The sequence below is a fragment of the Pseudooceanicola nanhaiensis DSM 18065 genome, assembly GCF_000688295.1.
GTDB lineage: Bacteria > Pseudomonadota > Alphaproteobacteria > Rhodobacterales > Rhodobacteraceae > Pseudooceanicola > Pseudooceanicola nanhaiensis.
This window is the reverse complement of the sequence record NZ_JHZF01000011.1, coordinates 475,207-500,340: the sequence shown is the minus strand read 5'-3', so window position 1 is coordinate 500,340 and position 25,134 is coordinate 475,207. Positions and strand designations below refer to the sequence as shown.

Annotated in this window: 20 protein-coding genes; 6 read left to right on the top strand and 14 right to left on the bottom strand. The window is 69.3% G+C overall.

The window, feature by feature from the left end:
• Positions 1–11 precede the first annotated feature (11 nt).
• A complete protein-coding gene (locus tag Q344_RS0103320) occupies positions 12–1,544 on the bottom strand; it encodes an acyl-CoA carboxylase subunit beta (protein WP_028285420.1) in 1,533 nt (510 codons plus the stop codon).
• Positions 1,545–1,723: 179 nt separating this feature from the next.
• Between Q344_RS0103320 and Q344_RS0103315 the strand changes: the two genes are divergently transcribed.
• Together Q344_RS0103315 and Q344_RS0103310 are read left to right on the top strand one after the other, a co-directional pair.
• Entirely contained in the window at positions 1,724–2,944 is a 1,221-nt protein-coding gene (locus Q344_RS0103315) for a multidrug effflux MFS transporter (protein ID WP_028285419.1), read from the top strand.
• Between the two features lie 74 nt (positions 2,945–3,018).
• Positions 3,019–4,416 (top strand): helix-turn-helix domain-containing protein, encoded by a 1,398-nt coding sequence (locus tag Q344_RS0103310; protein ID WP_028285418.1) that lies wholly within the window; start codon positions 3,019–3,021, stop codon positions 4,414–4,416.
• Here Q344_RS0103310 and Q344_RS0103305 read toward each other — a convergent pair.
• The 9 genes from Q344_RS0103305 to Q344_RS0103265 all read right to left on the bottom strand — a co-directional run bounded on the left by Q344_RS0103305 (position 4,401) and on the right by Q344_RS0103265 (position 14,323).
• A complete protein-coding gene (locus Q344_RS0103305) occupies positions 4,401–4,652 on the bottom strand; it encodes an HP1242/YdcH family protein (protein ID WP_028285417.1) in 252 nt (83 codons plus the stop codon). The genes Q344_RS0103310 and Q344_RS0103305 overlap by 16 nt on opposite strands.
• A 161-nt stretch (positions 4,653–4,813) precedes the next feature.
• Positions 4,814–6,493, bottom strand: a complete 1,680-nt coding sequence (locus tag Q344_RS0103300) for an ABC transporter ATP-binding protein (RefSeq protein WP_051630233.1) — start codon at positions 6,491–6,493, stop codon at positions 4,814–4,816.
• Positions 6,490–7,302, bottom strand: coding sequence for an ABC transporter permease (locus Q344_RS0103295; protein WP_028285415.1), 813 nt, complete (start codon positions 7,300–7,302; stop codon positions 6,490–6,492). The genes Q344_RS0103300 and Q344_RS0103295 overlap by 4 nt, the downstream gene beginning before the upstream one ends.
• On the bottom strand, positions 7,299–8,255 hold the full coding sequence (locus tag Q344_RS0103290; RefSeq protein WP_028285414.1) for an ABC transporter permease: 957 nt from the start codon (positions 8,253–8,255) through the stop codon (positions 7,299–7,301). The genes Q344_RS0103295 and Q344_RS0103290 overlap by 4 nt, the downstream gene beginning before the upstream one ends.
• 10 nt (positions 8,256–8,265) lie before the next feature.
• On the bottom strand, positions 8,266–9,852 hold the full coding sequence (locus tag Q344_RS0103285; RefSeq protein ID WP_028285413.1) for an ABC transporter substrate-binding protein: 1,587 nt from the start codon (positions 9,850–9,852) through the stop codon (positions 8,266–8,268).
• 212 nt (positions 9,853–10,064) lie between these two features.
• Positions 10,065–12,077, bottom strand: a complete 2,013-nt coding sequence (locus Q344_RS0103280) for a CocE/NonD family hydrolase (protein WP_028285412.1) — start codon at positions 12,075–12,077, stop codon at positions 10,065–10,067.
• Between the two features lie 90 nt (positions 12,078–12,167).
• A complete protein-coding gene (locus Q344_RS0103275; protein ID WP_028285411.1) occupies positions 12,168–12,725 on the bottom strand; it encodes a hemerythrin domain-containing protein in 558 nt (185 codons plus the stop codon).
• A gap of 4 nt (positions 12,726–12,729) precedes the next feature.
• Positions 12,730–13,635, bottom strand: coding sequence for a DMT family transporter (locus tag Q344_RS0103270; RefSeq protein WP_028285410.1), 906 nt, complete (start codon positions 13,633–13,635; stop codon positions 12,730–12,732).
• Positions 13,636–13,723: 88 nt separating this feature from the next.
• Positions 13,724–14,323 (bottom strand): LysE/ArgO family amino acid transporter, encoded by a 600-nt coding sequence (locus tag Q344_RS0103265; RefSeq protein WP_028285409.1) that lies wholly within the window; start codon positions 14,321–14,323, stop codon positions 13,724–13,726.
• Positions 14,324–14,428: 105 nt separating this feature from the next.
• Between Q344_RS0103265 and Q344_RS0103260 the strand changes: the two genes are divergently transcribed.
• Positions 14,429–15,322 (top strand): LysR family transcriptional regulator ArgP, encoded by an 894-nt coding sequence (locus Q344_RS0103260; protein WP_028285408.1) that lies wholly within the window; start codon positions 14,429–14,431, stop codon positions 15,320–15,322.
• Positions 15,323–15,331: 9 nt separating this feature from the next.
• Here Q344_RS0103260 and Q344_RS0103255 read toward each other — a convergent pair whose 3' ends face one another.
• On the bottom strand, positions 15,332–16,072 hold the full coding sequence (locus Q344_RS0103255) for a YebC/PmpR family DNA-binding transcriptional regulator (protein WP_028285407.1): 741 nt from the start codon (positions 16,070–16,072) through the stop codon (positions 15,332–15,334).
• A gap of 334 nt (positions 16,073–16,406) precedes the next feature.
• Here Q344_RS0103255 and Q344_RS0103250 point away from each other — a divergent pair, with 334 nt between their 5' ends.
• From Q344_RS0103250 to Q344_RS0103240, 3 genes are all read left to right on the top strand, one after another.
• A complete protein-coding gene (locus Q344_RS0103250) occupies positions 16,407–18,179 on the top strand; it encodes an SLC13 family permease (RefSeq protein WP_028285406.1) in 1,773 nt (590 codons plus the stop codon).
• Positions 18,180–18,316: 137 nt separating this feature from the next.
• Entirely contained in the window at positions 18,317–19,561 is a 1,245-nt protein-coding gene (locus tag Q344_RS0103245) for an Hsp70 family protein (RefSeq protein WP_028285405.1), read from the top strand.
• Between the two features lie 205 nt (positions 19,562–19,766).
• A complete protein-coding gene (locus Q344_RS0103240; RefSeq protein ID WP_028285404.1) occupies positions 19,767–21,560 on the top strand; it encodes an SLC13 family permease in 1,794 nt (597 codons plus the stop codon).
• A gap of 82 nt (positions 21,561–21,642) precedes the next feature.
• Here Q344_RS0103240 and Q344_RS0103235 read toward each other — a convergent pair whose 3' ends face one another.
• The 3 genes from Q344_RS0103235 to Q344_RS0103225 all read right to left on the bottom strand — a co-directional run bounded on the left by Q344_RS0103235 (position 21,643) and on the right by Q344_RS0103225 (position 25,074).
• Positions 21,643–22,356 (bottom strand): class I SAM-dependent methyltransferase, encoded by a 714-nt coding sequence (locus Q344_RS0103235; protein WP_028285403.1) that lies wholly within the window; start codon positions 22,354–22,356, stop codon positions 21,643–21,645.
• Positions 22,356–24,134, bottom strand: a complete 1,779-nt coding sequence (locus Q344_RS0103230; RefSeq protein WP_028285402.1) for an SLC13 family permease — start codon at positions 24,132–24,134, stop codon at positions 22,356–22,358. The genes Q344_RS0103235 and Q344_RS0103230 overlap by 1 nt, the downstream gene beginning before the upstream one ends.
• Before the next feature lie 124 nt (positions 24,135–24,258).
• Positions 24,259–25,074, bottom strand: coding sequence for a TIGR00282 family metallophosphoesterase (locus Q344_RS0103225; RefSeq protein WP_028285401.1), 816 nt, complete (start codon positions 25,072–25,074; stop codon positions 24,259–24,261).
• Positions 25,075–25,134: the final 60 nt, after the last annotated feature.

Genomic DNA, 25,134 nt, shown 5'->3' with positions numbered 1-25,134 from the left:
CCTCCCGCGCATCAGAGCGGAATGTTGTCGTGCTTCTTCCAGGGGTTCTGGAGCTTCTTGTTCCGCAGGCTCGCAAAGGCCCGCGCCACCCGGCGGCGGGTCGAACGGGGCTGGATCACCTCGTCGATGAAGCCGCGCTCGGCCGCCACGAAGGGGTTCGCGAAGCGGTCCTCGTAATCCTGCGCGCGCTTGGCGATCTTCTCGGGATCGCCCAGTTCCGAGCGATAGAGGATCTCGGTCGCGCCCTTGGCCCCCATCACCGCGATCTCGGCCGTGGGCCAGGCGTAGTTGAAATCGCCGCGGATATGCTTGGAGCTCATCACGTCATAGGCGCCGCCATAGGCCTTGCGGGTGATGACCGTCACCTTCGGCACCGTCGCCTCGCCATAGGCGAAGAGCAGCTTCGCCCCGTGCTTGATGACGCCGCCGTATTCCTGCCCGGTCCCCGGCAGGAAGCCCGGCACGTCGACGAAGGTCAGGATCGGGATCTCGAAACAGTCGCAGAACCGCACGAAGCGCGCGGCCTTGCGCGAGCTGTCGATGTCGAGGCAGCCGGCCAGCACCATCGGCTGGTTCGCCACCACGCCGACGGTCTGGCCTTCGAGCCGGATGAAGCCGGTGATGATGTTCTTCGCGAAATCCTCCTGGATCTCGTAGAAATCGCCCTCGTCCGCAACCTTCAGGATCAGCTCCTTCATGTCGTAGGGCGTGTTGGCGTTGTCCGGCACCAAGGTGTCGAGGCTTTTCTCGATCCGGTCGGGGCTGTCGAAGAAGGGACGCACCGGCGGTTTCTCGCGGTTGTTCAGCGGCAGGAAATCGACGAGGCGGCGGACCTCGGCCATTGCCTCGACGTCGTTCTCGAAGGCGCCGTCGGCGACCGAGGATTTCTTCGTATGCGTGCTGGCGCCGCCAAGCTCCTCGGCGGTGACGACCTCGTTGGTCACGGTCTTCACCACGTCCGGGCCGGTGACGAACATGTAGGAGCTGTCCTTCACCATGAAGATGAAGTCGGTCATCGCCGGGGAATAGACCGCCCCGCCCGCGCAGGGGCCCATGATCACCGAGATCTGCGGCACGACACCGCTGGCCATGATATTGCGCTGGAAGACATCCGCGTAGCCGGCGAGCGAGGCGACGCCCTCCTGGATGCGGGCACCGCCCGAGTCGTTCAGGCCGATGACCGGGGCGCCGTTCTGGACGGCCATGTCCATGATCTTGCAGATCTTCTGGGCGTGGGTCTCGGACAGCGAGCCGCCGAAGACGGTGAAGTCCTGGCTGAAGACATAGACCATCCTGCCGTTGATCGTGCCCCAGCCGGTGACCACGCCGTCGCCGTAGGGGCGCTGTTCTTCCATGCCGAAATCGGTGCAGCGGTGACTGACGAACATGTCGAATTCTTCGAAACTGTCGGCGTCGAGCAGCAGCTCGATCCGTTCCCGCGCAGTCAGCTTGCCCTTGGCGTGCTGTGCCTCGATCCGCTTCTCGCCACCGCCAAGCCGGGCGATCTCGCGCCGACTGTCCAGTTCCTGAAGAATATCCTTCATTGCCGCCTTCCCTGTGACCGGTCAGATTTGGCGGCGACCATATGCGAAATCGCGGAGGGAACAAGCCGCATCGGGCAAATTTGCAAAGTCTTCGCAGAACCTGGATTGCAAATTGCAAAGCTGCAAATTTAGATGCGATCCACATGGACTTTCCCGGCCGCCGGACATACCGCAGATCAATGACCCACGCGCCGATCCGCTTCCTCGACCGGAGCACGCCCCCGCATATCGCGACCCTCGTGTTGCTCACCGGGCTGGGCGCGCTGGCGATGAACGTCTTCCTGCCCTCGCTGCCGAAGATGGCGGAATGGTATGCCGCGCCCTATGCGCTGATGCAGCTGACGGTCGCGGGCTTCCTCGCCACCAACGCGGTGATGCAGATCTTCATCGGCCCGCTCTCGGACAAGTTCGGACGGCGCCCGATGATCCTGGCCGGGGTCCTCGTCTTCTGCCTCGCGACGGTGGGCTGCCTGCTGGCCGAAAACGTCTATGTCTTCCTCTTCTTCCGGATGATGCAGGCCGCGGTCGCCGTCGGCTTCGCCCTGTCCCGCGCCGTGGTGCGCGACATGTTCCCGCCGGACAAGGCCGCCTCGATGATGGGCTACGTCACGATGGGCATGTCGCTCGTGCCCATGGTCGCGCCCGCCGTCGGCGGGCTGATCGACGAGACGCTGGGCTGGCGCGCCTCCTTCTGGCTGATGCTGATCCTCGGGGTGCTGATCCTCGTGCTGGTCTGGGCCGACCTCGGCGAGACCGCACGGAAAAGCGACCGCACGGTCCTGGGACAGTTCCGGGAATACCCGGAACTTCTGACCTCGCCCCGCTTCTGGGGCTATTGCCTGGCCTGCGCCTTCTCGTCGGGGGCCTTCTTCGCCTTCCTCGGCGGCGCGCCCTACGTCGGATCCGAGGTCTTCGGCATGACCCCGGCCGAGTTCGGCATCTGGGCCGCCCTGCCCGGCATCGGCTACTTCCTCGGCAATTTCCTGACCGGGCTCATTGCCGCCCGCGTCGGCGTGAACCGGATGGTGATGGCCGGATCGCTTACGCTGGCATGCGGCATGGCCGGCGCGCTGATCCTCGGCTGGCTGGGCTTCGGCGGGCCCGAGGTCTTCTTCGGCGCGATGATCTTCGTGGGCATCGGCAACGGCATGACGATCCCGTCTGCCACCTCGGGCATGCTCTCGGTCCGCCCGCATCTTGCCGGCACCGCCTCGGGCCTCGGGGGCACGATGCAGATCGGCGGCGGCGCCGCGCTCTCGGTCGTGGCCGGTCTGATCCTCGGGCCGGGCAGCGACGAGACGCCCCTCCTGCTGCTGATGTTCACCACCGCGCTCTGCGGGCTGGTGGCGATCCTGATCGTCGTCCGGCGCGAGAAGAAGCTGGGGCTGACGCTCTCCTGAGCCGATAATCGCTTGTTAAGCTCGATTTGCAAAGTTACCGAAGGAATCGGCAAATTTGCAAAGTCGGGGGTCGCATGGTCCAGAAACTCTATGCCGGTGCGAAGCTGCGCGAGACGCGGCAGAAGCTTGCCCTGACCCAGAAGGAATTCGCCGGCAAGCTGGGCGTCTCCCTGCCCTATCTGAACCAGATGGAGAACAACAACCGCCCGGTCTCGACCGCCGTGGTGCTCTCGCTCGCGCAGGAATTCGGCTTCGACGTGACCGAGCTGTCGACCGGCGACAGCGAGCGGCTCGTCTCGGACATGCGCGAGGCGATGGCCGATCCGGTGCTGGCCGAGATGGCGCCGCCGATGGCCGACCTGCGGCTCACCGCCTCGAACGCCCCGGCGCTGGCGCGGGCCTTCCTGCACCTGCACCAGGCCTACCGGCAGACGCAGGAACGGCTCGCCTCGCTCGACGAGGCGCTCGGACGCGAGGACAGCCGCACCCAGCCGTCGCCCTGGGACGAGGTGCGCGACTTCTTCCATTACTGCGACAATTACATCGACGCCGTGGACCGCGCCGCCGAACGCTTCGCCCAGCCCGTCCGGGACGAGAACAACATCCGCGTCAAGGCGGTGGCCGAGCTGGGCCATCACGGGATCGAGGTCGAGTTCCGCGACACCCACCATCTGCGCCACTTCGACCGCACCGCCGGGCGGCTGACCCTCTCGCGCCGCGCCGCGCCCGAGACGCAGAGCTTCCAGCTGCTGCTCCAGGTCGCGCTTCTGACCCAGGACAAGCTGCTGGAGGCGACGCTCGACCTCGCCCGGTTCCAGTCGGACACCGCACGCTCCATCGCCAAGATCGGGCTCGCGAACTACTTCGCGGGCGCGGCGCTGATGCCCTACACCGCCTTCCTCGCCGCCGCGCAGGAGACGCGGCACGATCTCGAGCTGATGGCGAACCGCTTCGGCGCCTCGATCGAGCAGGTCGCGCACCGGCTCTCGACGCTGCAGCGACCCGGTGCGAAGGGCGTGCCCTTCTTCTTCGTGCGCGTCGATCAGGCCGGCACGATCACCAAGCGCCATTCCGCGACGCGGCTGCAATTCGCCCGCTTCGGCGGCGCCTGCCCGCTCTGGAACGTGCACCGCGCCTTCGAAACGCCGAGCCGCTTCCTGCGCCAGCAGGCCGAGACGCCGGACGGGGTGCGCTACATCCTGCTCGCCCGCGACGTCAGCAAGCTCGGCGGCGCCTTCGGCGCGCCGGTCCGCCGCTTCGCCATCGCGCTCGGATGCGAGGTCGCCCATGCCGACGCGCTGGTCTATGCGGACGATCTGGACCTGACGAACCCGAAGGCCTTCGAGCCGATCGGGATCTCCTGCCGGATCTGCGACCGCGTGAACTGCCACCAGCGCTCGGTGCCGCCGCTGGAGCGGCGGCTGGTGATCGACCCGGACGAACGGGGCGTGCTGCCCTACGAGGTCGGCTGAGCCGCCTTCAGCAGCGCGTAGATCTCGTCCTTCAGGTGGCCGCGCTGCTTGCGCAGCCCGATCATCGCCAGATCGTCGACCGGCGCGATGTTCGTCTCGGCCCGGTGGATCATGTCGTTCACCTCGTCATACTCGGTCGCAAGACGGGCGAAATGGGCATCGGCGTGCTTCAGCCTCGCGATGTTCGCGGCCATGTCCGGGAATTCGGCGGGCAGGTCGTGGGGTCTGTGGGTCATCTCCGGTCTCCTCAGAAGGGTCAGCTCGACCCTAGGGCGCCCGGCACACCGCCACCTTGATCCGGATCAACCGCCGGCATCGCCCGAAGGGGCGAAGCCCGGGGCGGCACCCCGGGCTTCGTCGTTTCGGGAACATTCATGCGACGCCGGTGCGACGCCGGTCAGTGTCCGGCGCTTTCCATCCGCCGGTGCTCGATCACCTCTTCCAGCCAGCCGAGGCGCATCTCGGGCACCGAGGAGAGCAGCAGGTCGGTGTAATCGTCGAAGGGCGGCGAAAGGACCTCGCTCTTCGGCCCGTAGCGGACCACCTTGCCCTGGTACATCACGGCGATTGAATCCGCGATCGCCTTCACCGTCGCGAGGTCATGGGTGATGAAGAGGAAGGCCACGTCCTCCTCCTTCTGGAGCTTCAGCAGGAGCTTGAGGATCCCGTCCGCCACCAGCGGGTCGAGCGCGCTCGTCACCTCGTCGCAGATGATGACCTTGGGGTCCGCCGCCAGCGCCCGCGCGATGCAGACGCGCTGTTTCTGGCCGCCCGAAAGCTCGGCCGGGTAACGGTCGGCAAAGCCCTGGCCCAGCTCGATCTCGTCGAGAAGCGCGTCCACACGGGCATCGCGTTCCCGGCCCCGCAGGCCGAAGTAGAACTCGAGCGGCCGCCCGATGATCCTGCGCACCGTCTGGCGCGGGTTCATCGCCACGTCGGCCATCTGGTAGATCATCTGCAGCTCGCGCAGGTCGTCGCGCGAGCGCCCCGCCAGCTCGTTCGAGAGCGTGCGACCGGCGAAGGTCACGCGGCCCTTGGAGGGCGGCAGGAGCCCGGTGATGACACGCGCGAGCGTCGACTTGCCCGACCCGCTCTCGCCCACGACGGCCAGCGTCTGGCCCGGATGCAGCGCGACCGAGACGTTCGAGAGCACGTCGCGCTTCAGCCCCGAATAGCGCGCGGTGACATGTTCGACCCTCAGCACCGGATCGGCGGTCGGCGCCTTCTCCTCGTGGTCGATGGAGCGGACGCTGACCAGGTCGCGGGTGTATTGCTCGGTGGGGTTGTTGATGATCTGGTCGGTGGTGCCGACCTCGACCGTCTTGCCGGCCTTCAGCACCATGATGTCGTCGGCCACCTGCGCCACGACGGCAAGGTCGTGGGTGATGTAGAGCGCCGCCACCCCGGTGTCCCGGATCGCGTCCTTGATCGCCGCCAGCACGTCGATCTGCGTGGTCACGTCGAGCGCCGTGGTGGGCTCGTCGAAGATCACGAGTTCGGGCTCGGGGCAGAGCGCCATCGCGGTCATCACCCGCTGAAGCTGCCCGCCCGAAACCTGGTGCGGGTAGCGGTTGCCGATGGTCTCGGGGTCCGGCAGGCCCAGCTTGGTGAAGAGCGCGACCGCCCGCCGCTCGGCCTCCGCGCGGGCGACGCCGCGCGCGCTGACGGTGGTCTCGGTCACCTGGTCCATCAGCTTGCGCGCCGGGTTGAAGCTGGCGGCGGCGGATTGCGCCACATAGGTCACGATCTTGCCGCGCAGGCGACGCAGCGCCCCGGGTTTCGCCTCCCGGATCTCGGCGCCGTTCAGCAGAACCTCGCCCTGCGTCAGCCGCACCCCGCCCCGCCCGTAGGACATGGCCGAGAGCCCGATGGTCGACTTGCCCGCGCCGGATTCCCCGATCAGCCCCATGACGCGCCCCTTGGGCAGCGTCAGCGAGATGCCGTCGACGATCACGATGTCCTGCGGCGGCTCTCCGGGCGGATAGGCGGTCGCCTCGATCTTCAGGTTCCGGATCTTCAGAAGCTCCGCGCCCTCGGGGACATGGTCCACCGGAACCAGCTCGTCCTCGTCGCTCATCCGCGACCTCCTTTCAGGCTGCTCGTCCGGTTCAGGATCCAGTCCGCCACGAGGTTGACCGAGATCGCGAGGGTGGCGATGGCCACCGCCGGGTAGAGCGCGGCAGGGATGCCGTAGACGATGCCCTCCTTGTTCTCCTTCACGATGCCGCCCCAATCCGCGAGCGGCGGCTGCACGCCGAGGCCGAGGAAGGAGAGTGTCGAGATGAAGAGCACCATGAAGATGAAGCGCAGCCCGGCCTCGGCGACGAGCGGGCTGAGCGAGTTGGGCAGGATCTCCTTGAAGATCACGTAGGCCGCGCCTTCACCGCGCAGCCGCGCCGCCTCCACGTAATCCATCACCACGATGTCCGAGGCGACGGCCCGCGAGAGGCGGAAGACCCGCGTGGATTCGATCAGCCCCATGACGAGGATCAGCACCGGCATGGTGACCGGCATGACCGAGAGCACGACAAGCGCGAAGATCAGCGCCGGGATCGACATGATGAGATCGACGAGCCGGCTCAGCATCTGGTCGACCCAGCCGCCGGCCACGGCGGCGGTGAAGCCGAGCAGCGCGCCGGTGACGAAGGCGAGGATTGTCGCGGCGGTGGCCACGAAGATGGTGATCCGCCCGCCGTAGATCATGCGCGACAAGAGGTCCCGGCCGATGGAATCGGTGCCGAGCAGGAATTCCGAGGAGGACGGCTCCCAGACCTCGCCCACCACCTCGAAATAGCTGTAGGGGGCGAGCCAGTCCGCGAAGATCGCGCCGAGGAAGTAGGTGACGGTGATGATGAGGCCGATGGCGGCAGAGGGAGGTATTCTCATTTCGGATGCCTCAGCCGCGGGTTGGCCAGGATCGCGATCACGTCCGCCAGCATGTTGAGCCCGATGTAGACCGCCGCGAAGACCAGCCCGCAGGCCTGCACCACCGGCACGTCCCGCTTGGCGACATGGTCGACGAGGTATTGGCCCATCCCGGGATAGACGAAGACCACCTCGACCACGACGACACCGACGACGAGGTAGGCCATGTTCAGCATGACCACGTTGACGATCGGCGCGATGGCGTTCGGGAAGGCGTGCTTGCGGATGATGGTGAAGGGACGCAGGCCCTTCAGCTCGGCCGTCTCGATATAGGCCGATTGCATCACGTTCAGGATCGCCGCGCGGGTCATCCGCATCATGTGTCCGAGGACCACCATGACAAGGACCATGACCGGCAGCGCGATGGCGTTCAGCTTGTCGAGCAGCGGCATGCCGTCATAGACGGTCGAAACGCTCGGGAAGAGCCGCCACTGCACCGCGAAGTAGAACATCACGATGTAGCCCAGGAGGAATTCGGGGATCGAGACGGTCGTGAGCGTCACCGCCGAGATCAGCTTGTCCGGCCACTTGCCGGCATAGCGCACCGCGATCAGCCCCAGCGTGATCGCCAGCGGGATCGAGATCAGCGCCGCCCAGCCCGCGAGGAAGAGCGTGTTGCCGAGCCGCTGGCCCATCGACGTGGCGATGTCCTGACCATTGGTCAGGGCCGTGCCGAGGTCGCCCTGCAGCGCCGCGGTCAGCCAGTCGAGGTAGCGTGTGACGAGAGGATCGTTCAGGCCGAGCTCTGCCCGGAGGTTGGCGAGCGCCTGTTCGGTCGCGCTCTGGCCAAGGATGGACTGTGCCACATCACCCGGGAGAATCTGGGTGCCGGCGAAGATCATGATCGACGCCGCGAAGAGGAGAACGAGGCCCAGCAGGATACGCTGGGCCACGAATTTCACGATTGGGTGCACCGGATCGCCCTCAGGAGATCCAGCACTTGTGCGCCACGTACCCGTTCATGTTGTCCTGGTTCGGATCGTCGATCCAGCCCTGGAGGTTTTCCGAATGGGCCGAGACGAAGTCGTTGAACATCGGGCAGATCAACCCGCCCTCGTCGCGGACCATCATCGCCATCTCGCGGTACATCTCCTTCCGCTTGGCCTCGTCCAGCTCGCCCTTGGCTTCCTGCAGCAGCTTGTCGAAGGCCGGGTCCTTGAACCGGGTGTCGTTCCAGTCCGCCGTCGACATGTAGGCGGTGGAATACATCTGGTCCTGCACCGGGCGGCCGCCCCAGTAGGAGGCGCAGAAGGGCTGCACGTTCCAGACGTCCGTCCAGTAGCCGTCACCCGGCTCGCGCTTGATCTCCAGCTCGATGCCGGCCGCGGCCGCCGATTGCTGGAAGAGCGCGGTGGCGTCGAGCGCGCCCGAGAAGGCGACGTCCGAGGTCCGCAGCGTGATCGGGCCGGAATGGCCGGACTTCTCGTAGTGGAATTTCGCCTTGTCGGGGTCGTAGGTCCGCTGCTCGATCCCTTCGGGGAAGAGCGGATAGGCCGCGTTGATCGGGAAGTCGTTGCCGACCGAGCCGTAGCCGCGGAGGATCTTCTCGACCATCTCCTCGCGGTTGATCGCGTATTTCAGCGCCAGCCGCAGGTCGTTGTTGTCGAAGGGCGCCGTGTCGCAATGCATGATGAACACGTAATGCCCCTTGCCCGAGGCCTGGGTGACGGTGACGGTGGGCGCCCGGTCCAGCAGGCCCGCGACCTTCGGGTCGATCCGGTTGATGTAATGCACCTGCCCCGACTGCAGCGCCGAGGTCCGCGCGGTGTTGTCGTTGATGACGGTGATCTCGACCGTGTCCACGTGGCCCATCGACTCGTCGAAATATTCGTCGAACTTCTCGAAGACATGGCGCACGCCGGGCTCGTTCACGACGATCTTGTAGGCGCCCGTGCCGATGCCGCTGGTCGGATCGTCCTTGCCGCCGTTAGGCTGCACCACGAGGTGATAATCGGCCATCAGGTAGGGGAAGTCGGCGTTCGGCGCCTCCAGGGTCATCACGACATTGTCGCCGTCGACCTTCATCTCCTTGATGCCCTTCACCACCCCGAGCGCGCCGGACTTCGATTCCTCGTCCGAATGGCGCTCGACCGTGGCGACCACGTCGGCCGGCGTCATGGTGGCGCCGTTATGGAACTTCACGCCCTTGCGGATCCTGAAGGTCCAGACGGTCGCGGTGTCGTCGCTCGTCACCTCTTCGGCAAGGCGCGGGATGACCGGGCCGCCGTTCGGATCGAGCTCGACCAGCGGGTCGCCGATCAGCTTGCAGATCTGGAAGGTGACCTGGTTCGACGCGAGGCCCGGATCGAGGCTGTCGGTCGAGCCGCCGCCCTGCATCCCGAGCTTCATCGTGCCGCCCTTCACGGGCTCCTGCGCGCGCAGGCCCGAGGCCAGCATGGTGTTTGCGCCCGCCGCGGTGAGGCCGAGGGCCATCGCCCGGCCGAGGAAGGCCCGCCGCGGCATGCGGCCCAGCACGGTACGATTCAGGTAATAACGAAGTTCGTCACTCATCTCGGTCTTCTCCCGTTGACCCGGGGCGCGCCCGGTCTTTTATTGATTGATGGGTCAATTAACCCGGAGGGGCCCCCTTATGGCAAGCCCTTTGAAGATTTTTTGCCCGTTTTCAGGGCTTTTGCCCAGAGACCGCCACATCCCGTGCGGGGTATCAGGGTACCGCGCGGGGCGGCGCAACCGAAAGCTGCCGGACACGTCCGGCGCTCGCCTCACATGAAATCGCGTGGCACGGCCTCGTCGAACTCGCGTTCGTAGACCAGCCTGTCTCCTTCCCATGCTTCCAGCCTACCACGCAGGAAGAATGTGGCAACGTCGCACGACATCTCGGCAAAGGTCTCGGTCCTGAGCCGCAGGCCGTCGCGTTCGACCACCTCGGTCCAGTGCGTTTCGCCCCGCGCGGACAGCGGATCGTCGGGATGGATCGACCAGCGTTCGCGCGCCACCCCGCCCGAGATCAGCCCGTGGTCGAGGTTCTCGGCCTCGCCGAAATCGTCCTCGATCACCAGCGTCACGGTGCCCGTCCGGCGGTCGGTTTCGGTCCGGCGCACATGGGCCGCGGGGCGGATCTCGCGCTGCTCGAGCGGCTTGGCGCTTTCGGGACCGGGGAAGGTGACCTCGTCCCCCTGCCCCGTCGCCGCCCGCACCGGGAGCGAGAGCGCGCCGCCGGTGATGGTGACCGACACGGCCTCGGGCGCGGGCCAGATCATCGGCCAGTAGGCGGTCGACACCGCGACCCGCAGCCGGTGCCCCTCGGGCAGGCGATAGGCGATATGGTCGAGCGGAACCTCGACCTCCACCGGATCGCCGGGAACCAGCGGCTCGGGCGCGGCCATCGAGTTGCGGCGGGACAGGTTCAGCACGCCCCAGGTGATCCGGGTGGAGGCGCCGTCCGGGTGGACATGGTTCAACCGGACCGCAAGCTGTGCCTGCGGCCGGTCGCTGGCGATCCGGAGCTTCAGGACCGGCGCGCCCACGATATCGGTCGCCGCCATCGGCGCGGTGTCGAAACAGGCCGAGAAGGCGTCGTCCGTCCGCTGGTCGCCCGGCATCTCGGGGCCCAGCCAGATCGCGCAGAACTCGCCGCCCTCGGCGCCGCAATGCTGCGGCGAGGCGAGCGGAACCTCGAAATCGGGCCGCACGACGGCGCCGGTCTCGGGCGCGTGCAAGGTCCCCGCCCCGAGCGGCATCTCGACCTCGGAAATCCGCGGCGAAGGCCAGCGCGCTTCGGCGATCCAGCGGCCGGGACGCTCGGCATACCAGCTTGCGGGCCGCACGCCGTCCATCAGGTACATCGCGTAGGCGGGATCGTCCTCGACGCCGGTGTCGACGTCCTTCAGCCAGCGGTCCCACCACCGCAGCGCCTCCTGCAGGAAGCCGATCCGCGGCTCGGGGACGGCGAAATGCGGATACTTGTGGACCCAGGGGCCCACGATCCCCCGCGCGCCCGGCAGGTTTTCCACGATCTGCGGCACGGCGTTCTTGTAGCTATCGCCCCACCCCCCGACGGCCATCACCTTGGCCTTCAGCGCCGCGTAATCCTCGCAGACCGACCCGTGCTTCCAGAAATCGTCGCGGCTCTGGTGGCGCAGCCAGGTCTCGGGCAGGAACGGCTCGGCCTCGAGCCGCGCGTGCCAGAGCTCCCGCCAGTCGTTCCTCAGCGCCGGATCGGGCGGGCGCGAGGAATAGGCCCACATCGTCGCGCCCCAGCCGAGGTTCTCGTTCAGAAGGCACCCGCCCTTGTAGTGGATGTCGTCGGCGTAGCGGTCCACCGTCGAGCAGAGCGTCACCACCGCCTTCAGCGCGGGCGGAGCCAGCGCCGCGACCTGCAATCCGTTGAACCCGCCCCAGCTGATCCCCATCATCCCGACGCGCCCGTTGCACCAGCCCTGCGCCGCGGCCCAGGCGATGACCTCGCAGGCGTCGGAAAGCTCCTGCGCGGAATATTCGTCCTCCATCAGCCCGTCGCTGTCGCCGTTGCCGCGCATGTCGACGCGCAGGCAGGCATAGCCGTGGCCGGCGAAATAGGGATGGGTCAGCGCGTCCCGGACGGCGGTCCCGTCGCGCTTGCGGTAGGGCAGGAATTCCAGGATCGCGGGCACCGGGTCCTCGCCCGCGTCCTCGGGCATCCAGACCCTTGCGGACAGGGTGCAGCCGTCGGAGAGCGCGATGCGGAGATCGGGGGTCTCCTCGACCGCGCGCGGGAATTCGGTGATGATCTTCATGGGGGCTCCGTTGCGTCGCGCCCTATCCTGCACCGCGCGCCCTGGGGATCAACCCCGGTTGACCCCACGTACCGCCGCGCGCGCCCCGGGTCACTCCATGTCGGCGCCGTATTCCAGCACCACGGGCACGATGATTTCCTCCTCGTCCTCGAGGTGGCGGTGCAGGAAGCTCCGGAAATCCCGCTGCGTGGCCGCCAGAAGGTCCACCGCCTTCTTCTCGTCCTCGCCCGCCGCCATCAGCTTGAGCACGTCGTTCGACCGCTCCGCCAGCCCGTGGATATGCCCGTCGAGCGCGTGGTGGTCCCGGTCGAGCAGCTCGAAGGCGGGCTCCAGCCGCGCATCCAGCGGGATGAACTGCGGAAAGTAATGCTGGTCCTCGATCATGTGGTGGCCGTGGAGCTGGTTCAGGAAGAACCCGGTCGTCCGGCTCATCTCGGCCGCGAAGCGCGGGTCGGCCGCGTCGAGGTGGCGCTCGGCGCCCTCGACCAGCCGCGCCATCAGCTCGCGGAACATCAGGTGCCGCTCAAGCCAGAAGGCGGTGAGCCCCGAGAAGTTCCGATGCCCCTGCCATGTCTCGCGCGGGTAGAGGTCGGCCAGCACGCGCAGATGCTCGGGCAGGCCCGTGCGCCGTTCCAGTTCGAGGTCCATATGCCTATACCTTCGTCGCCTGCGGCGGGGGTATCACCGCCCGGCGCTTCAGCTTGGCCTCGCGCCAGGTGATGAAGCTCACCGCCGCGATGATCATGCCGCCGCCGAGGATCACGTAAGGGTCCACCGCCTCGTCAAAGGCGAAATAGCCCAGCGAGACCGCCCAGACCAGTTGCAGGAAGGTGACGGGCTGCGTGAGCGTGATCGGCGCGGCCCTCAGCCCCAGGGTCATGCAGTAATGCCCCGTCGTCGCCACCACCGCGACCCCGAAGAGGATGATCAGCGTCTCGAGGTCCGGCGGCACCCAGACCGAGATGGCCACCGGGGCCAGCGCCACGGCCACGCTGATCGACAGCAGCGACACCACCACCATCGGCGGCAGCTCGTCCGACAGCCGCTTGGCGATCATGTAGGAGACGGCGAAGAACAGCGCCGTGACGACCATCGCCATGTGCCCCGCCTCGATCTCGCGCGCGCCGGGGCGCAGGATGACGAGGGCACCCAGCAGGCCGATCGCGATCGCCGCGATCCGGCGGGCGGCGAGCTTCTCGCCCATGAAGACCGCGGCACCGATCGCCACGAAGATCGGCGAGAGGTAGTTGATCGCGGTCACGTCCGCGATCGGGATCTGCGCCATCGCGTAGAACCATGTCCCCACGCCGAGCGCATGCAGGACGCCCCGGGCCGAGATCATGCCCCATTGCCGGCGCGTCAGCCGGGCCCGGATGATCGGGCGGATGGTGGGCAGAAGCAGCACGATGCCGAGGGCATAGCGCAGGAAGGCGGCCTCGGGTGCGGGCACGCGGGGGCCGAGATACTTCACCCCGGCATTCACGAAGACAAAGAGAAGCCCGGACGCCACCATCCAGAGGATACCGGCGACGGGCCGGTTCACCGGCGCGTCAGTCATGCGCCCAAGAACCATGGAACCCGGGCGGGGACAAGCGATTGCATGACATCGGCATGTTTGCGAAATGCATCGGTCGCCCGGATGCCCGCTATCCGGCCAGGATCAGCCGCAGGGCGATCGTCCACATGACGATCCCCACCCCGAGGTCGAGCCCCCGCCACGCCCCCGGCCGCCGGAAGAGCGGCGCCAGCAGCCGCGCGCCGTAGCCGAGGGCCACGAAGAAGCACAGGCTCGCCGTCATGCCGCCGAGGGCGAAGGCGCCCCTGGCCTGCCATTCGGCCGAGACGGCGCCCATCAGGACCACGGTGTCGAGATAGACATGCGGGTTGGCCCATGTCAGCGTCAGGCAGACCGCCAGCGCCCGGCCGAGCGAATGCCCCGCGCCCGGCCCGGCCTCGAGCGTCGCGCCGCCGCGCCACGCGCTGCGCAGGGCCATCGCTCCGTAGACCAGCAGGAAGGCCGCGCCGAACCAGCGCATCGCCGGCGCGAACCACGGCGCGACCTCGGCGAGGCGCCCGAAGCCCAGCACCCCGGCCGAGATCAGGAGCGCGTCCGAGACGGCGCAGACGGCGACCACCGCGCCGACATGCTCGCGCCGCAGCCCCTGCCGCAGCACGAAGGCGTTCTGTGCGCCGATGGCCACGATCAGCGAAAGCCCGAGGGCGAAGCCGGCGCCGGCCGCGGCGATCTGTGTCTGGTCCATCTGGGCCCTCCTGTCCGAAGGCCCCGTCTAGCCGGTGGCGCCGCATCAGGAAAACGCATAATCCTGATCCGGCATAAGGAGCGCTTATCCATGCTCGATCACAACCAGCTCGCCGCGCTCGCCGCCATCCTGCGCCGCGGCTCCTTCGAGGCGGCGGCCGCGCAGCTCGGCGTGACGCAATCGGCGGTCTCGCAGCGCATCCGCGCGCTGGAGGAGCGGGTCGGCCAGCCGCTGGTCCTGCGCGGCACCCCCTGCACCGGGACCGAGGCCGGCCGCCGCCTCGCCCGGCACGCCGAGGACGTGGCGCTGCTGGAGGCCGAGGCGACGGGCGAGATCGGCCTCGCCCCCGCGCCCGGCCGCCACCCGCTGCGGATCGCGGCCAATGCCGACAGCCTCGCCGCCTGGCTGATCCCGGCGCTCGCCGAGGCGCAGGCGGCCGCGCCGCATCTGGCCTTCGACGTGACGGTGGACGACCAGGACCATTCCGCCGACTGGCTAAGGCGCGGCGAGGTGGTGGCCGCGGTCACCGCCACCGCCGCCCCGCCGCATGGCTGCGACGCGATCCCGCTCGGGCGGCTGCGCTACCACGCCACCGCCTCCCCCGGCTTCATGGCGCGGCATTTCCCGCACGGCGTCACGGCCGAGGCGCTGGCACGGGCGCCCTGCATGACCTTCGACCGGAAGGACCGGCTGCAATCGCAGTGGCTGGCGGAGAATTTCGGAGAGGTCCCCGCGCCGCCGTCGCATTTCCTGCCCTCGACGCAGGCCTTCATCGACGGGGCGGAGGCGGGGCTGGGCTGGGGCATGAACCCCGAGCCCCTGGTCCGCGAGGCGCTCGCGGCCGGGCGGCTGGTGCCGCTTCTTGCCGACGCGCCGCTCGACACGCCGCTCTACTGGCAGGTGTCGCGGCGGATGGCCCCGGCGCTGGCCGCGCTCACCCGCGCGGTGCGGCAGCGGGCGGCGCGCCTGCTGCACGCCGCCTGACGCGCGGCGTCAGAGCGCCTCCATCACCTCGTCGGAGGCTTCGAAATTGGTCGTCACGCGCTGGACGTCGTCGTCGTCCTCGAGCGCGTCGATCAGCTTCATCAGCTTCTGCATCCCCTCGAGGTCGAGCTCGGTCGTGGTCACCGGCTTCCAGACGAGCTTGGTCGACTCGCTCTCGCCCAGCTCCGCCTCGAGCGCGGAGGCGACCTCGGCCAGGTCGGTGTCGGCGCAGTAGATGACGTGGCCGTCCTCGGAGCTTTCCACGTCCTCGGCGCCGGCCTCGATCGCGGCCATCATCACGGTGTCCGCATCACCCACGCCGGCGCCGTAGACGACCTCGCCCTTGCGCTCGAACATGAAGCCGACGGAGCCCGTCTCGCCCAGGTTGCCGCCGTTCTTGCCGAAGGTGGAGCGCACGTTCGAGGCGGTCCGGTTGCGGTTGTCGGTCATCGCCTCGACGATGACGGCGACGCCGTTCGGGCCGTAGCCCTCGTAGCGGATTTCCTCGTAATCGTCGCCCTCGCCGGCCTGCGACTTCTTGATCGCGCGGTCGATCACGTCCTTGGGGACCGAGTTCGACTTGGCTTCCTTGACCGCGAGCCGCAGGCGCGGGTTCTTGTCGGGATCGGGGTCGCCCATCTTGGCGGCGACGGTGATCTCCTTGGAGAGTTTGGAAAACAGCTTGGAACGGGCCGCATCCTGCCGCCCCTTGCGGTGCTGGATGTTTGCCCACTTGGAATGGCCTGCCATGGCGCTCGGTCTCCGGGTCGTTCTGGGGGTGATCTGTCGGGCGCCTCTATATGACAGGCGCGCCCCGGCTCGCAAGGGTGCCGGCGCCGTCGCCGGGGTGGTTTCGGTGCGGTTTGCGGCGGAATCGCGGGCGAAAGGGCGCGTCCGGGCCCCGGAGCGGTGTTGCGCCGCCCATGGGGCGTCGCCCGGGGGGAGGGTCCGACCGGGCATCGAGCCCGGTCGGCCCCTTGCCTCCGGCGGGGATATTTATGGCAAGAGGAAGCAGGGGAAGACCTTGCCGGCGGCGCGGAAGAAATTACGTGCCCGGCACATTCAAACACGCTAAGTCTCTGACATGCAATTCGATCAGGCCGTCCTCTTCACCCTCTTCGTCGCCGTCTTCGCCCTGCTGCTCTGGGGGAGGTGGCGCTATGACGTCGTGGCCTTCTCGGCCCTGATGGTGGCGGTGGTGCTGGGCGTGGTGCCCGCGGACGCGGCGTTTTCCGGCTTCGGCCATCCGGCGACGCTGGTGGTGGCGCTGGTGCTCGTCGTCTCGGCGGGGCTGGTGCGCTCGGGCGCGGTCTACCTGATCACCCGGACGCTGGTGGACAGTTCGCGCCGGCTCGGCACCCATATCGCGATCATGGGCGGGATCGGCGGCGTGCTCTCGGCCTTCATGAACAACGTGGCGGCGCTGGCGCTCTTGATGCCGGTGGACGTGCAGACCGCGCGCAAGGCGGGCCGGGCGCCGGGGCTGTCGCTGATGCCGCTCTCCTTCGCGACGATCCTCGGAGGCATGGCCACGCTGATCGGCACGCCGCCCAACATCATCATCGCGACCTTCCGGGCCGATGCGCTCGGCGCGCCCTACCGGATGTTCGACTTCGCCCCCGTGGGCGGCATCGCGGCCATCGCCGGGCTCGCCTTCGTCGCGCTGATCGGCTGGCGGCTGATCCCGCAGCGCGAGGATGGGGTGATCCGGGCCGCCGACCTGGCGCAATACGTGGCCGAGCTGAACGTGCCGGAAGACAGCGATCACGTCGGCAAGCGGCTCGGCGAGCTCTGGCAGGAGGCCGAGAAGGCCGACGTCGCCATCATCGGGCTGACCCGCGACGGCCGGAGGCTCTACGGCAACGCGCGCAACAACATCCTGCAGGCGGGCGACGCCATCGTGCTCGAGGCCACCCCCGAGGCGCTGGACGAATTCCGCTCGGCGCTGAACCTCGCCTTCTCGGACGAGAAGCGCGAGGGGCTGCTGACCGCGGCGGGCGAAGGGCTTGACATCCTCGAGGTCGTGGTCCCGACCGAGAGCCGCCTCGTCGGCCGTTCGGCCCAGTCGATCGGCCTGTCCTGGCGCCAGCGCGCGGTCCTGCTGGGCCTGTCGCGGCAGGGCCAGCGGATCCGGTCGCAGATCCGGCGCACCTCGATCGAGGCGGGCGACATCCTGCTCTTGCTGGTGCCCAAGGACACCGGGCCCGACGTCGCCGAATGGATGGGCTGCCTGCCGCTGGCCGACCGCGGGCTGACGGTGACCGAGAACACCAAGACCTGGCTCGCCATCGGGCTCTTCGCCGCCGCCGTGCTCGCGGCCTCGCTGGGGCTGATCTACCTGCCCGTGGCGCTCGGGATCGTGGTGGTGGGCTACGTGCTCTTCCGCATCCTGCCGCTGCAGGAGCTCTACGAACACATCGAATGGCCCGTGGTCGTCCTGCTGGGGTCGATGATCCCGCTCGGCGCGGCGCTGGAAAGCTCGGGCGGCACCTCGCTGATCGCCGACAGCCTGGTCTGGGCGACCGACGGCTGGCCGGCCTGGGCCATCCTGACCGCGCTGATGGTGGTGACGATGACGCTTTCGGACGTGCTGAACAACACGGCGACGGCGATCGTCGCGGCGCCGATCGGGGTGCAGATGGCGCAGACGCTGGATGTCTCGCCCGATCCCTTCCTGATGGCGGTTGCGGTGGCGGCCTCCTCGGCCTTCCTGACGCCGATCGGGCACAAGAACAACACGCTGGTGCTGGGGCCCGGGGGCTATCGCTTCGGGGATTACTGGCGCATGGGGCTGCCGCTCGAGATCCTCGTGATCGCGGTGTCGATCCCGGCGATCCTGGTGTTCTGGCCGCTCTGACCGGGCTCTGCGCGCCGCGGGTGGCGGAGAGGGCGCCGACAGGGCGCAGAGGGGGCCCGGCGGGCCGCTTTTGATCTTGCGCCCCGCGCGGGCGCGGGATATCCGCGCGCCCTTTCGCAGCCGACGGGAGCGACGCCGTGCAGAGCCAGACACTCGCCATCGATTTCGGGACCTCGAACTCCGCCGCCGCGCTGCTGGTGAACGGCGCGCCCTGGCGCCTGCCCGTCGAAGCGGGCGCCGAGACCCTGCCGACCGCGGTGTTCTTTCCCGCCGACAAGGGCCGGATGCGGATCGGCACGGCCGCCGCGCGCGCGCTGACGGCGGGCGAGGAAGGCCGCTACATGCGCGCGCTGAAATCGGTGCTGGGCGATCCGCTCCTGCACGAATCCCGCCTGATCGAGGGCAGGCGGCGCACGCTCTCGGAGGTGGTGACCGCCTTCCTCGTCGCGGTGCGCGAGGCGGCGGAGGCGCGGACCGGCCTGCGCCTGACGCGCGCGCTCTCGGGCCGGCCGGTGCATTTCCACACCCGCGATGCCGTGCGCGACGCGCAGGCGGAGGCGGACCTGCGGGCCTGCTATGCCGCGGCGGGCTTCGCCGAGGTGGATTTCATGTTCGAACCCGAGGCCGCGGCGCGTGCGGCGCATGGGCTGGGGCGCGCGGGCGAGCTGGGCCTGATCGTCGACATCGGCGGCGGCACGTCGGACTTCTCGCTCTTCCGGGCCGAGGGCGGGCGGCTCGAGATCCTCGCGAGCCATGGCATCCGCCTCGGTGGCACGGATTTCGATCATGCCGTCTCGATGAGCCACGCGATGCCGCTCCTGGGTTACGGCGGCACGCTCCGGCGGGAGATGGGCGAGGGGCTGCTGCCGGTGCCGAACGCGATCTATGCGGACCTCGCCACCTGGGCGCGCATCCCCTTCGTCTATGCGCCCGAGACCCGGCGGCAGGTGGCCGCGATGCAGCGGCTCGCCACCGATGTCCGTGCGATGGCGCGCCTCGCCACGGTGCTGGAGGACGAGCTGGGCCACGACCTCGCCTTCGCGGTGGAGCGTGGCAAGATCGAGGCCAATGGCGCGGGCGCCGAGGGGCGGATCGCCATGGGCCTGATCGAGACGGGACTGGCCGCGCCCGTCACCGAGGCGAGCCTCGACGCGGCGCTGGCGCGCTACCGCGACGCGCTGCGCGAGGCGGCGGCCGAGACGCTGGCGCTGGCGGGCGTGGCGCCCGGACAGGTCGGGACCGTGGTGCTGGTCGGCGGGTCGAGCCTGATGCGGCTCGTGTCGGAGGAGATGCAGGCGCTCTGCCCGACGGCGGGGATGCGGATGTCGGAGGCCTTCACCGCGGTGGTGGACGGGCTGGCGCTGGCCACAGGCGAGAGCTGAGGGCCCCGGGGCGGCCGGCGCAGGCGCCGCTTGCCCCCGCCCGCGCTGCCGCTAGATTGCCCACCGGGCGTTTCACGAGTCGCGCGCCCGCGGCTCCGCCCCCGGAGATCCGCGCCGCCATGGACCAGCCGGTCCTTCGCCCGCCCCTGCCCCACATGACGAACCCCTCCCCCGCCCGGGCCCCGCGCGCCGCGGGAGCCGCCGCATGATCTGGACCCTGCCGCCCGAGATCGCCGCCTGGGCCGCGCTCGTGCTCGTGGCCCTGGTCTTCGTGGCCTTCGTGCTGGAGATCCGGCCGCCCGAGGTCACCGCCTTCGCGGGCGCGGCGCTTGCCCTCGCCCTCGGGCTGGTGAGCACCGATGACGTGCTGGGCGCGCTGTCGAACTCGGCGCCCGCGACGATCGGCGCGATGTTCATCCTCTCGGCCGCGCTCGTGCGCTCGGGTGCGCTGGAGGCCGCGGTGAGCCGGCTCTCGGGGCTGGCCGCGCGGCGGCCGGTGCTGGCCATGGGCGGTTTCTTCGTCGCCGCCGGCGCGGCCTCGGCCTTCATGAACAACACGCCCGTGGTCATGGTGCTGATCCCCGTGGTGCTGGGCCTGTCGAAACCGATGGGCGTGGCGCCCTCGCGGCTGCTGATCCCGCTGTCCTATGTCGTGATCCTCGGCGGGACCTGCACGATGATCGGGACCTCGACCAACCTCCTGGTCGACGGCGTCGCCCGCGACCTCGGGCTGGCGCCTTTCGGCCTGTTCGAGATCGCGCCGCTCGGCCTCTGCGTGGCGCTGGTCGGCGGCGGCTTCCTCGCGCTCTTCGGCGCGCGGCTCCTGCCCGATCGCGGCCCGGCGGTGGCGGGTCTCGCCGGGCCCGACCGGGCGTGGCTGGCCGAGCTCTTCATCCCGCCGGAATCGCCGCTGATCGGCGTGCGGGCGGGCGATGTCACCGACCTGTCGCGCGGCGGCAGCCGGGTGATGGACCTGATCCGCGGCGACGTCTCGCTGCGCGGGCAGATCGCCGATACCCTGCTCGAGGCCGGCGACACGCTCGTCGTGCGCACCCGCGACGTGGAGGTCATGGGCTTCCGCGAGGGTCGCGCCCGCGGGCTCGCGATCCCGGGGCTGGAGGCGGCGCGCGCCCGCAAGAGCGACGCGGTCGAGGTCATCGTCGGCCCCGACAGCGCGGTGCTGGGCCGGACGCTGGGCCGCCTGCGCTGGCGGCGGCGCTACGGGGTCTACCCGCTGGCCGTGCACCGGCGCGGCGCGCAGATCACCGACCGGTTCTCGGACGCGCATCTCGCCATCGGCGACACGCTGCTGCTCGACGGCTCCGCCGAGGACATCGCCCGGCTGGTCGAGGAGATGCGGCTGATCCCGCTCGCCCCCTCGCGCGCCGAGGCGTTCCGGCGCGACAAGGCGCTGCTCTCGGTCGGGCTGCTGGTCGGCGTGGTGGTGCTGGCCGCGCTGGAGGTGGCCCCCATCCTGCCGCTCGCCATCGTCGCGGCGGCGCTGGCGCTGGTGCTGGGCTGCGTCTCGGCCCGCGAGGGCATCGGCGCGATCGACGGCCGGCTCCTGCTGCTGATCGTCTCGATGCTGGTGATCGGCGGCAGCCTCGAGAGCACCGGTGCGCTCGGGCTCATCGTCGAGGCGCTGCGGCCGCTCGTCGAAAGCGCCCCGCCGCTCCTGGTGCTGGCGGTGGTCTATGCCGTGACCTCGGTGCTTACCGAGAGCGTGACCAACAACGCGGTGGCGGTGGTCATGACGCCCTTCATCGCCGCGCTGGCGGTGGCGCTCGGCTATGACCCGCGGCCCTTCGTCGTGGCGGTGATGTTCGCGGCCTCGGCAAGCTTCGCGACGCCGATCGGCTACCAGACCAACACGCTGGTCTACAGCGCCGGGGGGTATCGCTTTGCCGACTTCCTGAAGGTGGGCGTGCCGATGAACCTGATCGTGGGACTGGTGACGGTGCTGCTGGTGCCCCTGTTCTGGCCGCTGGAACTGCCCTGAGGGCGGCGGGGGGCCAGCCCCCCCTCGGCCTGCGGCCGAGTCCCCCCGGGATACATGGACCAGAGGAAAGAGGGGCGCGGTCTCAGGGGACGGGCCTGCCCCAGGCCATCAGGTGGAACCAGGGCGCGGCGCTGTAGCGCGCGACGCGGGCCGGATCGCCGCCCGAGGGCTGCGGTTCCTCGAACGCGGTGAGCTGCAGCCCGGCGGCGAGAAAGGCGTTCATGTAGCGCGACAGCGGGCGGTGGTAATTCACGATGCGGATGCCGCGCCATGCGGTCCATGCGCCGCGCTCGTCGAAGTAGCGGTCGACGACCAGCTGGTCGCGGCCGGCCGCGTCGGTGATCCGGTGATCGGGCACGGCCGCGGTGGCGAAGGGGTTGAGATTGGCGACCAGGAGCGTGCCGCCGGGCGCGAGGACGCGGGCCATCTCGGGGATCGCGGCGTCGATGTCGGGAATGTCGATCAGGCTGAGGTAGCTCACGACGAGATCGAAGCTGGCGTCGGCGAAGGGCAGCGCCTCGGCGCGCGCCTCGATGTAGCGGCCCTCCGGATCGCGCGCGCGGGCGGCGTCGAGCAGCGCCCGGGTCGGATCGATCCCGACACGCTCGCGGACGCGCGGGGCGGTCATCCGGCAGAAGCGCCCCTCGCCGCAGCCCACGTCCAGCATGCGCTCGAAGCGCCCGTGCCCGACCCGCGCCAGCATCGGCGCGTCGAGGACATGTTCCCGGCCGAAATCGCCGGCCGCGCCGAGGCTCTCGATCCAGGGCCCGGCCGAGGCCTCCCACCCGTTGTCCATCACAGCGGCCAGATCAGCGGGATGACCGCCGAGGCGATGAGCCCGGTGGTCAAGTTCAGCGGGATGCCGACGCGCAGGAAGTCGGTGAACTTGTAGCCCCCCGGGCCGTAGACCAGCATGTTGGTCTGGTAGCCGATCGGGGTCGCGAAGCTTGCCGAGGCCGCGACCATGACCGCGACCACGAGCGGCCGCGGATCGACCCCCATGGCGGCGCCGAGGCCGATGGCGATCGGCGTCACCACCACGGCGACGGCATTGTTCGACACCAGCTCGGTCAGGATCGAGGTCAGCAGGTAGATCGCCCAGATCACGAAGAAGCCCGGCAGCCCCATCAGCCAGGGCGTCACCGCGTCGACGATCAGCGCCACCGCGCCCGATTCCTCGAGCGCCGCGCCGACGGCGAGCATCGAGAAAATCAGCGCCAGGAGGCTGAGGTCGACCTGCGCGAAGGCCTCGTCGCTGTCGATGCAGCGGGTCAGCAGGACCACGGCCACCGCGAAGCCCGAGAGCAGCAGGATCGGCGCCACCCCGAACGCGGCGAGGATCACCACCCCGAAGAGCGCGACCACGGCGATCGGCGCGTGATCCCGGCGGAAGGCCCGCGCCTGCGGCTGCGAGACGTCGACGAGGTTCATCTCGGCCGCGAGGCGACGGATGTCCTCGGGCGCGCCCTCGAGCAGCAGCGTGTCGCCGACCCGCACGACCAGGTCGTCGAGCTGACGCCCGATGTTCTGGTTCCGCCGGTGCACCGCCAGCGGATAGACCCCGTAACGCCGCCTGAGCCGCATGGAGCCCAGCGACCGGCCCACCATCTTGCAGTCGGGCGAGATCAGGACCTCGACCGTCGTCGTCTCGACCGCCGAGATCTGGTCGACCCGCTTGAGGCTCTTGTCCCGCTGCAGCGACAGGAGTTCCGTCATCTGGGTCCTCAGCACGACCCGGTCGCCGACCTGCAGCTCGACCCCCTTCAGGTTGCGCCGGAGCGAGACGTCGCCGCGGACCACGTCGATCAGCCGCACGCCCTCGCGCTTGAAGAGCTGGACGCCGGTGACCTCGCGCCCGATCAGGTTCGACTCGGGCGGGATCACCGCCTCGGTGAAGAACTTCATCCGCGAGCGGTCCGACAACAGGTTCGCCATGCTCGCCCGTTCGGGCAGCAGCCAGCGCCCGACGACGGCGAGGTAGAGCATCCCCCAGGCGACCACCACGATGCCGAGCGGCGTGACCTCGAAGATCGTGAACGGCTCGATCCCGCCGGCCCGGGCGACCCCGTCGACCAGCAGGTTCGTCGAGGTGCCGATCAGGGTCAGCGTGCCGCCCATGATCGCCCCGTAGCTGAGCGGGATCAGCAGTTTCGAGGCGGCCACCCCTAGCCGGCGCGAGATCTGCACGAAGACCGGGATCATCACCACCACGACCGGCGTGTTGTTCACGAAGGCCGAGCAGACCACCACGAAGGCCAGCAGCGCGACGATGGCGGTCTTCGGGCTGTCGACCGCGCGTTTCTCGGCGGTCTTGGTGAAGGTCTCGAGCGCCCCGGTGCGCACCAGGGCCCCCATCACGATGAACATCGCCGCGATGGTCCAGGGCGCCGGGTTCGACAGCACCTCGAGCGCGCGGTCGTAGGGCAGAAGACCCAGCAGCATCATCAGGCAGGCGCCGCCGATCGCGACCACCTCGGTGGGATAGATCTCGCGGATGAACATGAGGAACATGATCACCACGACGGCCAGCGCGAGCAGCGCCTGACCGGTCTGGGGGATGTCCAGGAATTGCATCTGTGCCGTCGGTCCCTGCCTCTGCGTCGGGCCATTTATCCGAAGCGGCCGCGACGGGGCAAGCGCGGCGCGGCCTTCATGCGGTCCGCCGGCCTGCCGAACCGCGGCCGCCGCCCCGCGCGGCTCAGGCCGGGCCGGCCTGCGTCAGCCGCCCGCCCTGGCGCACCATCTCGACCCGCGTCGCCTTGCCGGTGCGGTCGTCGGTCTCGACATAGAGGCCCGAGAGCGTCGCCTCGCCCGCCGCCGGGCTGAAGCGCCCCCTCGTCATCCCGGTCACGAAGCGCCGCATCGGCTCTTCCTTGTCCATGCCGATGACGCTGTCGTAATCGCCGCACATCCCCGCATCGGTCAGGTAGGCGGTGCCCTTGGGCAAGATCATCGCGTCGCCCGTCGGCACATGGGTATGCGTGCCCACCACCATCGAGGCCCGCCCGTCGCACCAATGCCCGAGCGCCATCTTCTCCGAGGTCGCCTCGCAATGCACGTCGACGAGGCTCGCCTGCACCATGCCGCCGGGGGGATGCGCCTTCAGCACGCCCTCGATCTGGCTGAACGGATCCTCGAAGGCGCGCTTCATGAAGACCTGTCCCAGCACCTGGGTCACCAGCACCTTGCGCCCCTGCGTCGCCGGGAAGACGCCGTGCCCGCGGCCCGGCGCGCCCTTGGCGAAGTTGACGGGCCGGATCACCCGGGGCTCGGTCTCGATGAACTGGAGCATGTCCTTCTGGTCGAAGGCATGATCGCCCAGGGTCACCACGTCGGCGCCCGCCTCGAGGATGAGCTTCGCGTGATCGCCCGTCAGCCCCGCCCCGTTCGAGGCATTCTCGCCGTTGACCACGACGAAATCGAGCCGCCAGTCCCGGCGCAGCCGGGGAAGGGTCTCTGCCACGGCGGCGCGCCCGGCGCGGCCCATGACGTCTCCGAGGAAGAGTATGCGCATGGGCCGGGTATGAACCCGGCGGGCGGCGGGGGCAAGGGGTCTCGCGCCGGATCAGGGACC

Coding starts and splice junctions, on each gene's coding strand:
- Q344_RS0103250 (WP_028285406.1), top strand. CDS start 16,407: ATGCAATTCGATCAGGCCGTCCTCTTCACCCTCTTCGTCGCCGTCTTC.
- Q344_RS0103320 (WP_028285420.1), bottom strand. CDS start 1,544: ATGAAGGATATTCTTCAGGAACTGGACAGTCGGCGCGAGATCGCCCGG.
- Q344_RS0103315 (WP_028285419.1), top strand. CDS start 1,724: ATGACCCACGCGCCGATCCGCTTCCTCGACCGGAGCACGCCCCCGCAT.
- Q344_RS0103270 (WP_028285410.1), bottom strand. CDS start 13,635: ATGACTGACGCGCCGGTGAACCGGCCCGTCGCCGGTATCCTCTGGATG.
- Q344_RS0103230 (WP_028285402.1), bottom strand. CDS start 24,134: ATGCAATTCCTGGACATCCCCCAGACCGGTCAGGCGCTGCTCGCGCTG.
- Q344_RS0103235 (WP_028285403.1), bottom strand. CDS start 22,356: ATGGACAACGGGTGGGAGGCCTCGGCCGGGCCCTGGATCGAGAGCCTC.
- Q344_RS0103280 (WP_028285412.1), bottom strand. CDS start 12,077: ATGAAGATCATCACCGAATTCCCGCGCGCGGTCGAGGAGACCCCCGAT.
- Q344_RS0103300 (WP_051630233.1), bottom strand. CDS start 6,493: ATGAGCGACGAGGACGAGCTGGTTCCGGTGGACCATGTCCCCGAGGGC.
- Q344_RS0103260 (WP_028285408.1), top strand. CDS start 14,429: ATGCTCGATCACAACCAGCTCGCCGCGCTCGCCGCCATCCTGCGCCGC.
- Q344_RS0103275 (WP_028285411.1), bottom strand. CDS start 12,725: ATGGACCTCGAACTGGAACGGCGCACGGGCCTGCCCGAGCATCTGCGC.
- Q344_RS0103310 (WP_028285418.1), top strand. CDS start 3,019: ATGGTCCAGAAACTCTATGCCGGTGCGAAGCTGCGCGAGACGCGGCAG.
- Q344_RS0103305 (WP_028285417.1), bottom strand. CDS start 4,652: ATGACCCACAGACCCCACGACCTGCCCGCCGAATTCCCGGACATGGCC.
- Q344_RS0103255 (WP_028285407.1), bottom strand. CDS start 16,072: ATGGCAGGCCATTCCAAGTGGGCAAACATCCAGCACCGCAAGGGGCGG.
- Q344_RS0103225 (WP_028285401.1), bottom strand. CDS start 25,074: ATGCGCATACTCTTCCTCGGAGACGTCATGGGCCGCGCCGGGCGCGCC.
- Q344_RS0103295 (WP_028285415.1), bottom strand. CDS start 7,302: ATGAGAATACCTCCCTCTGCCGCCATCGGCCTCATCATCACCGTCACC.
- Q344_RS0103240 (WP_028285404.1), top strand. CDS start 19,767: ATGATCTGGACCCTGCCGCCCGAGATCGCCGCCTGGGCCGCGCTCGTG.
- Q344_RS0103285 (WP_028285413.1), bottom strand. CDS start 9,852: ATGAGTGACGAACTTCGTTATTACCTGAATCGTACCGTGCTGGGCCGC.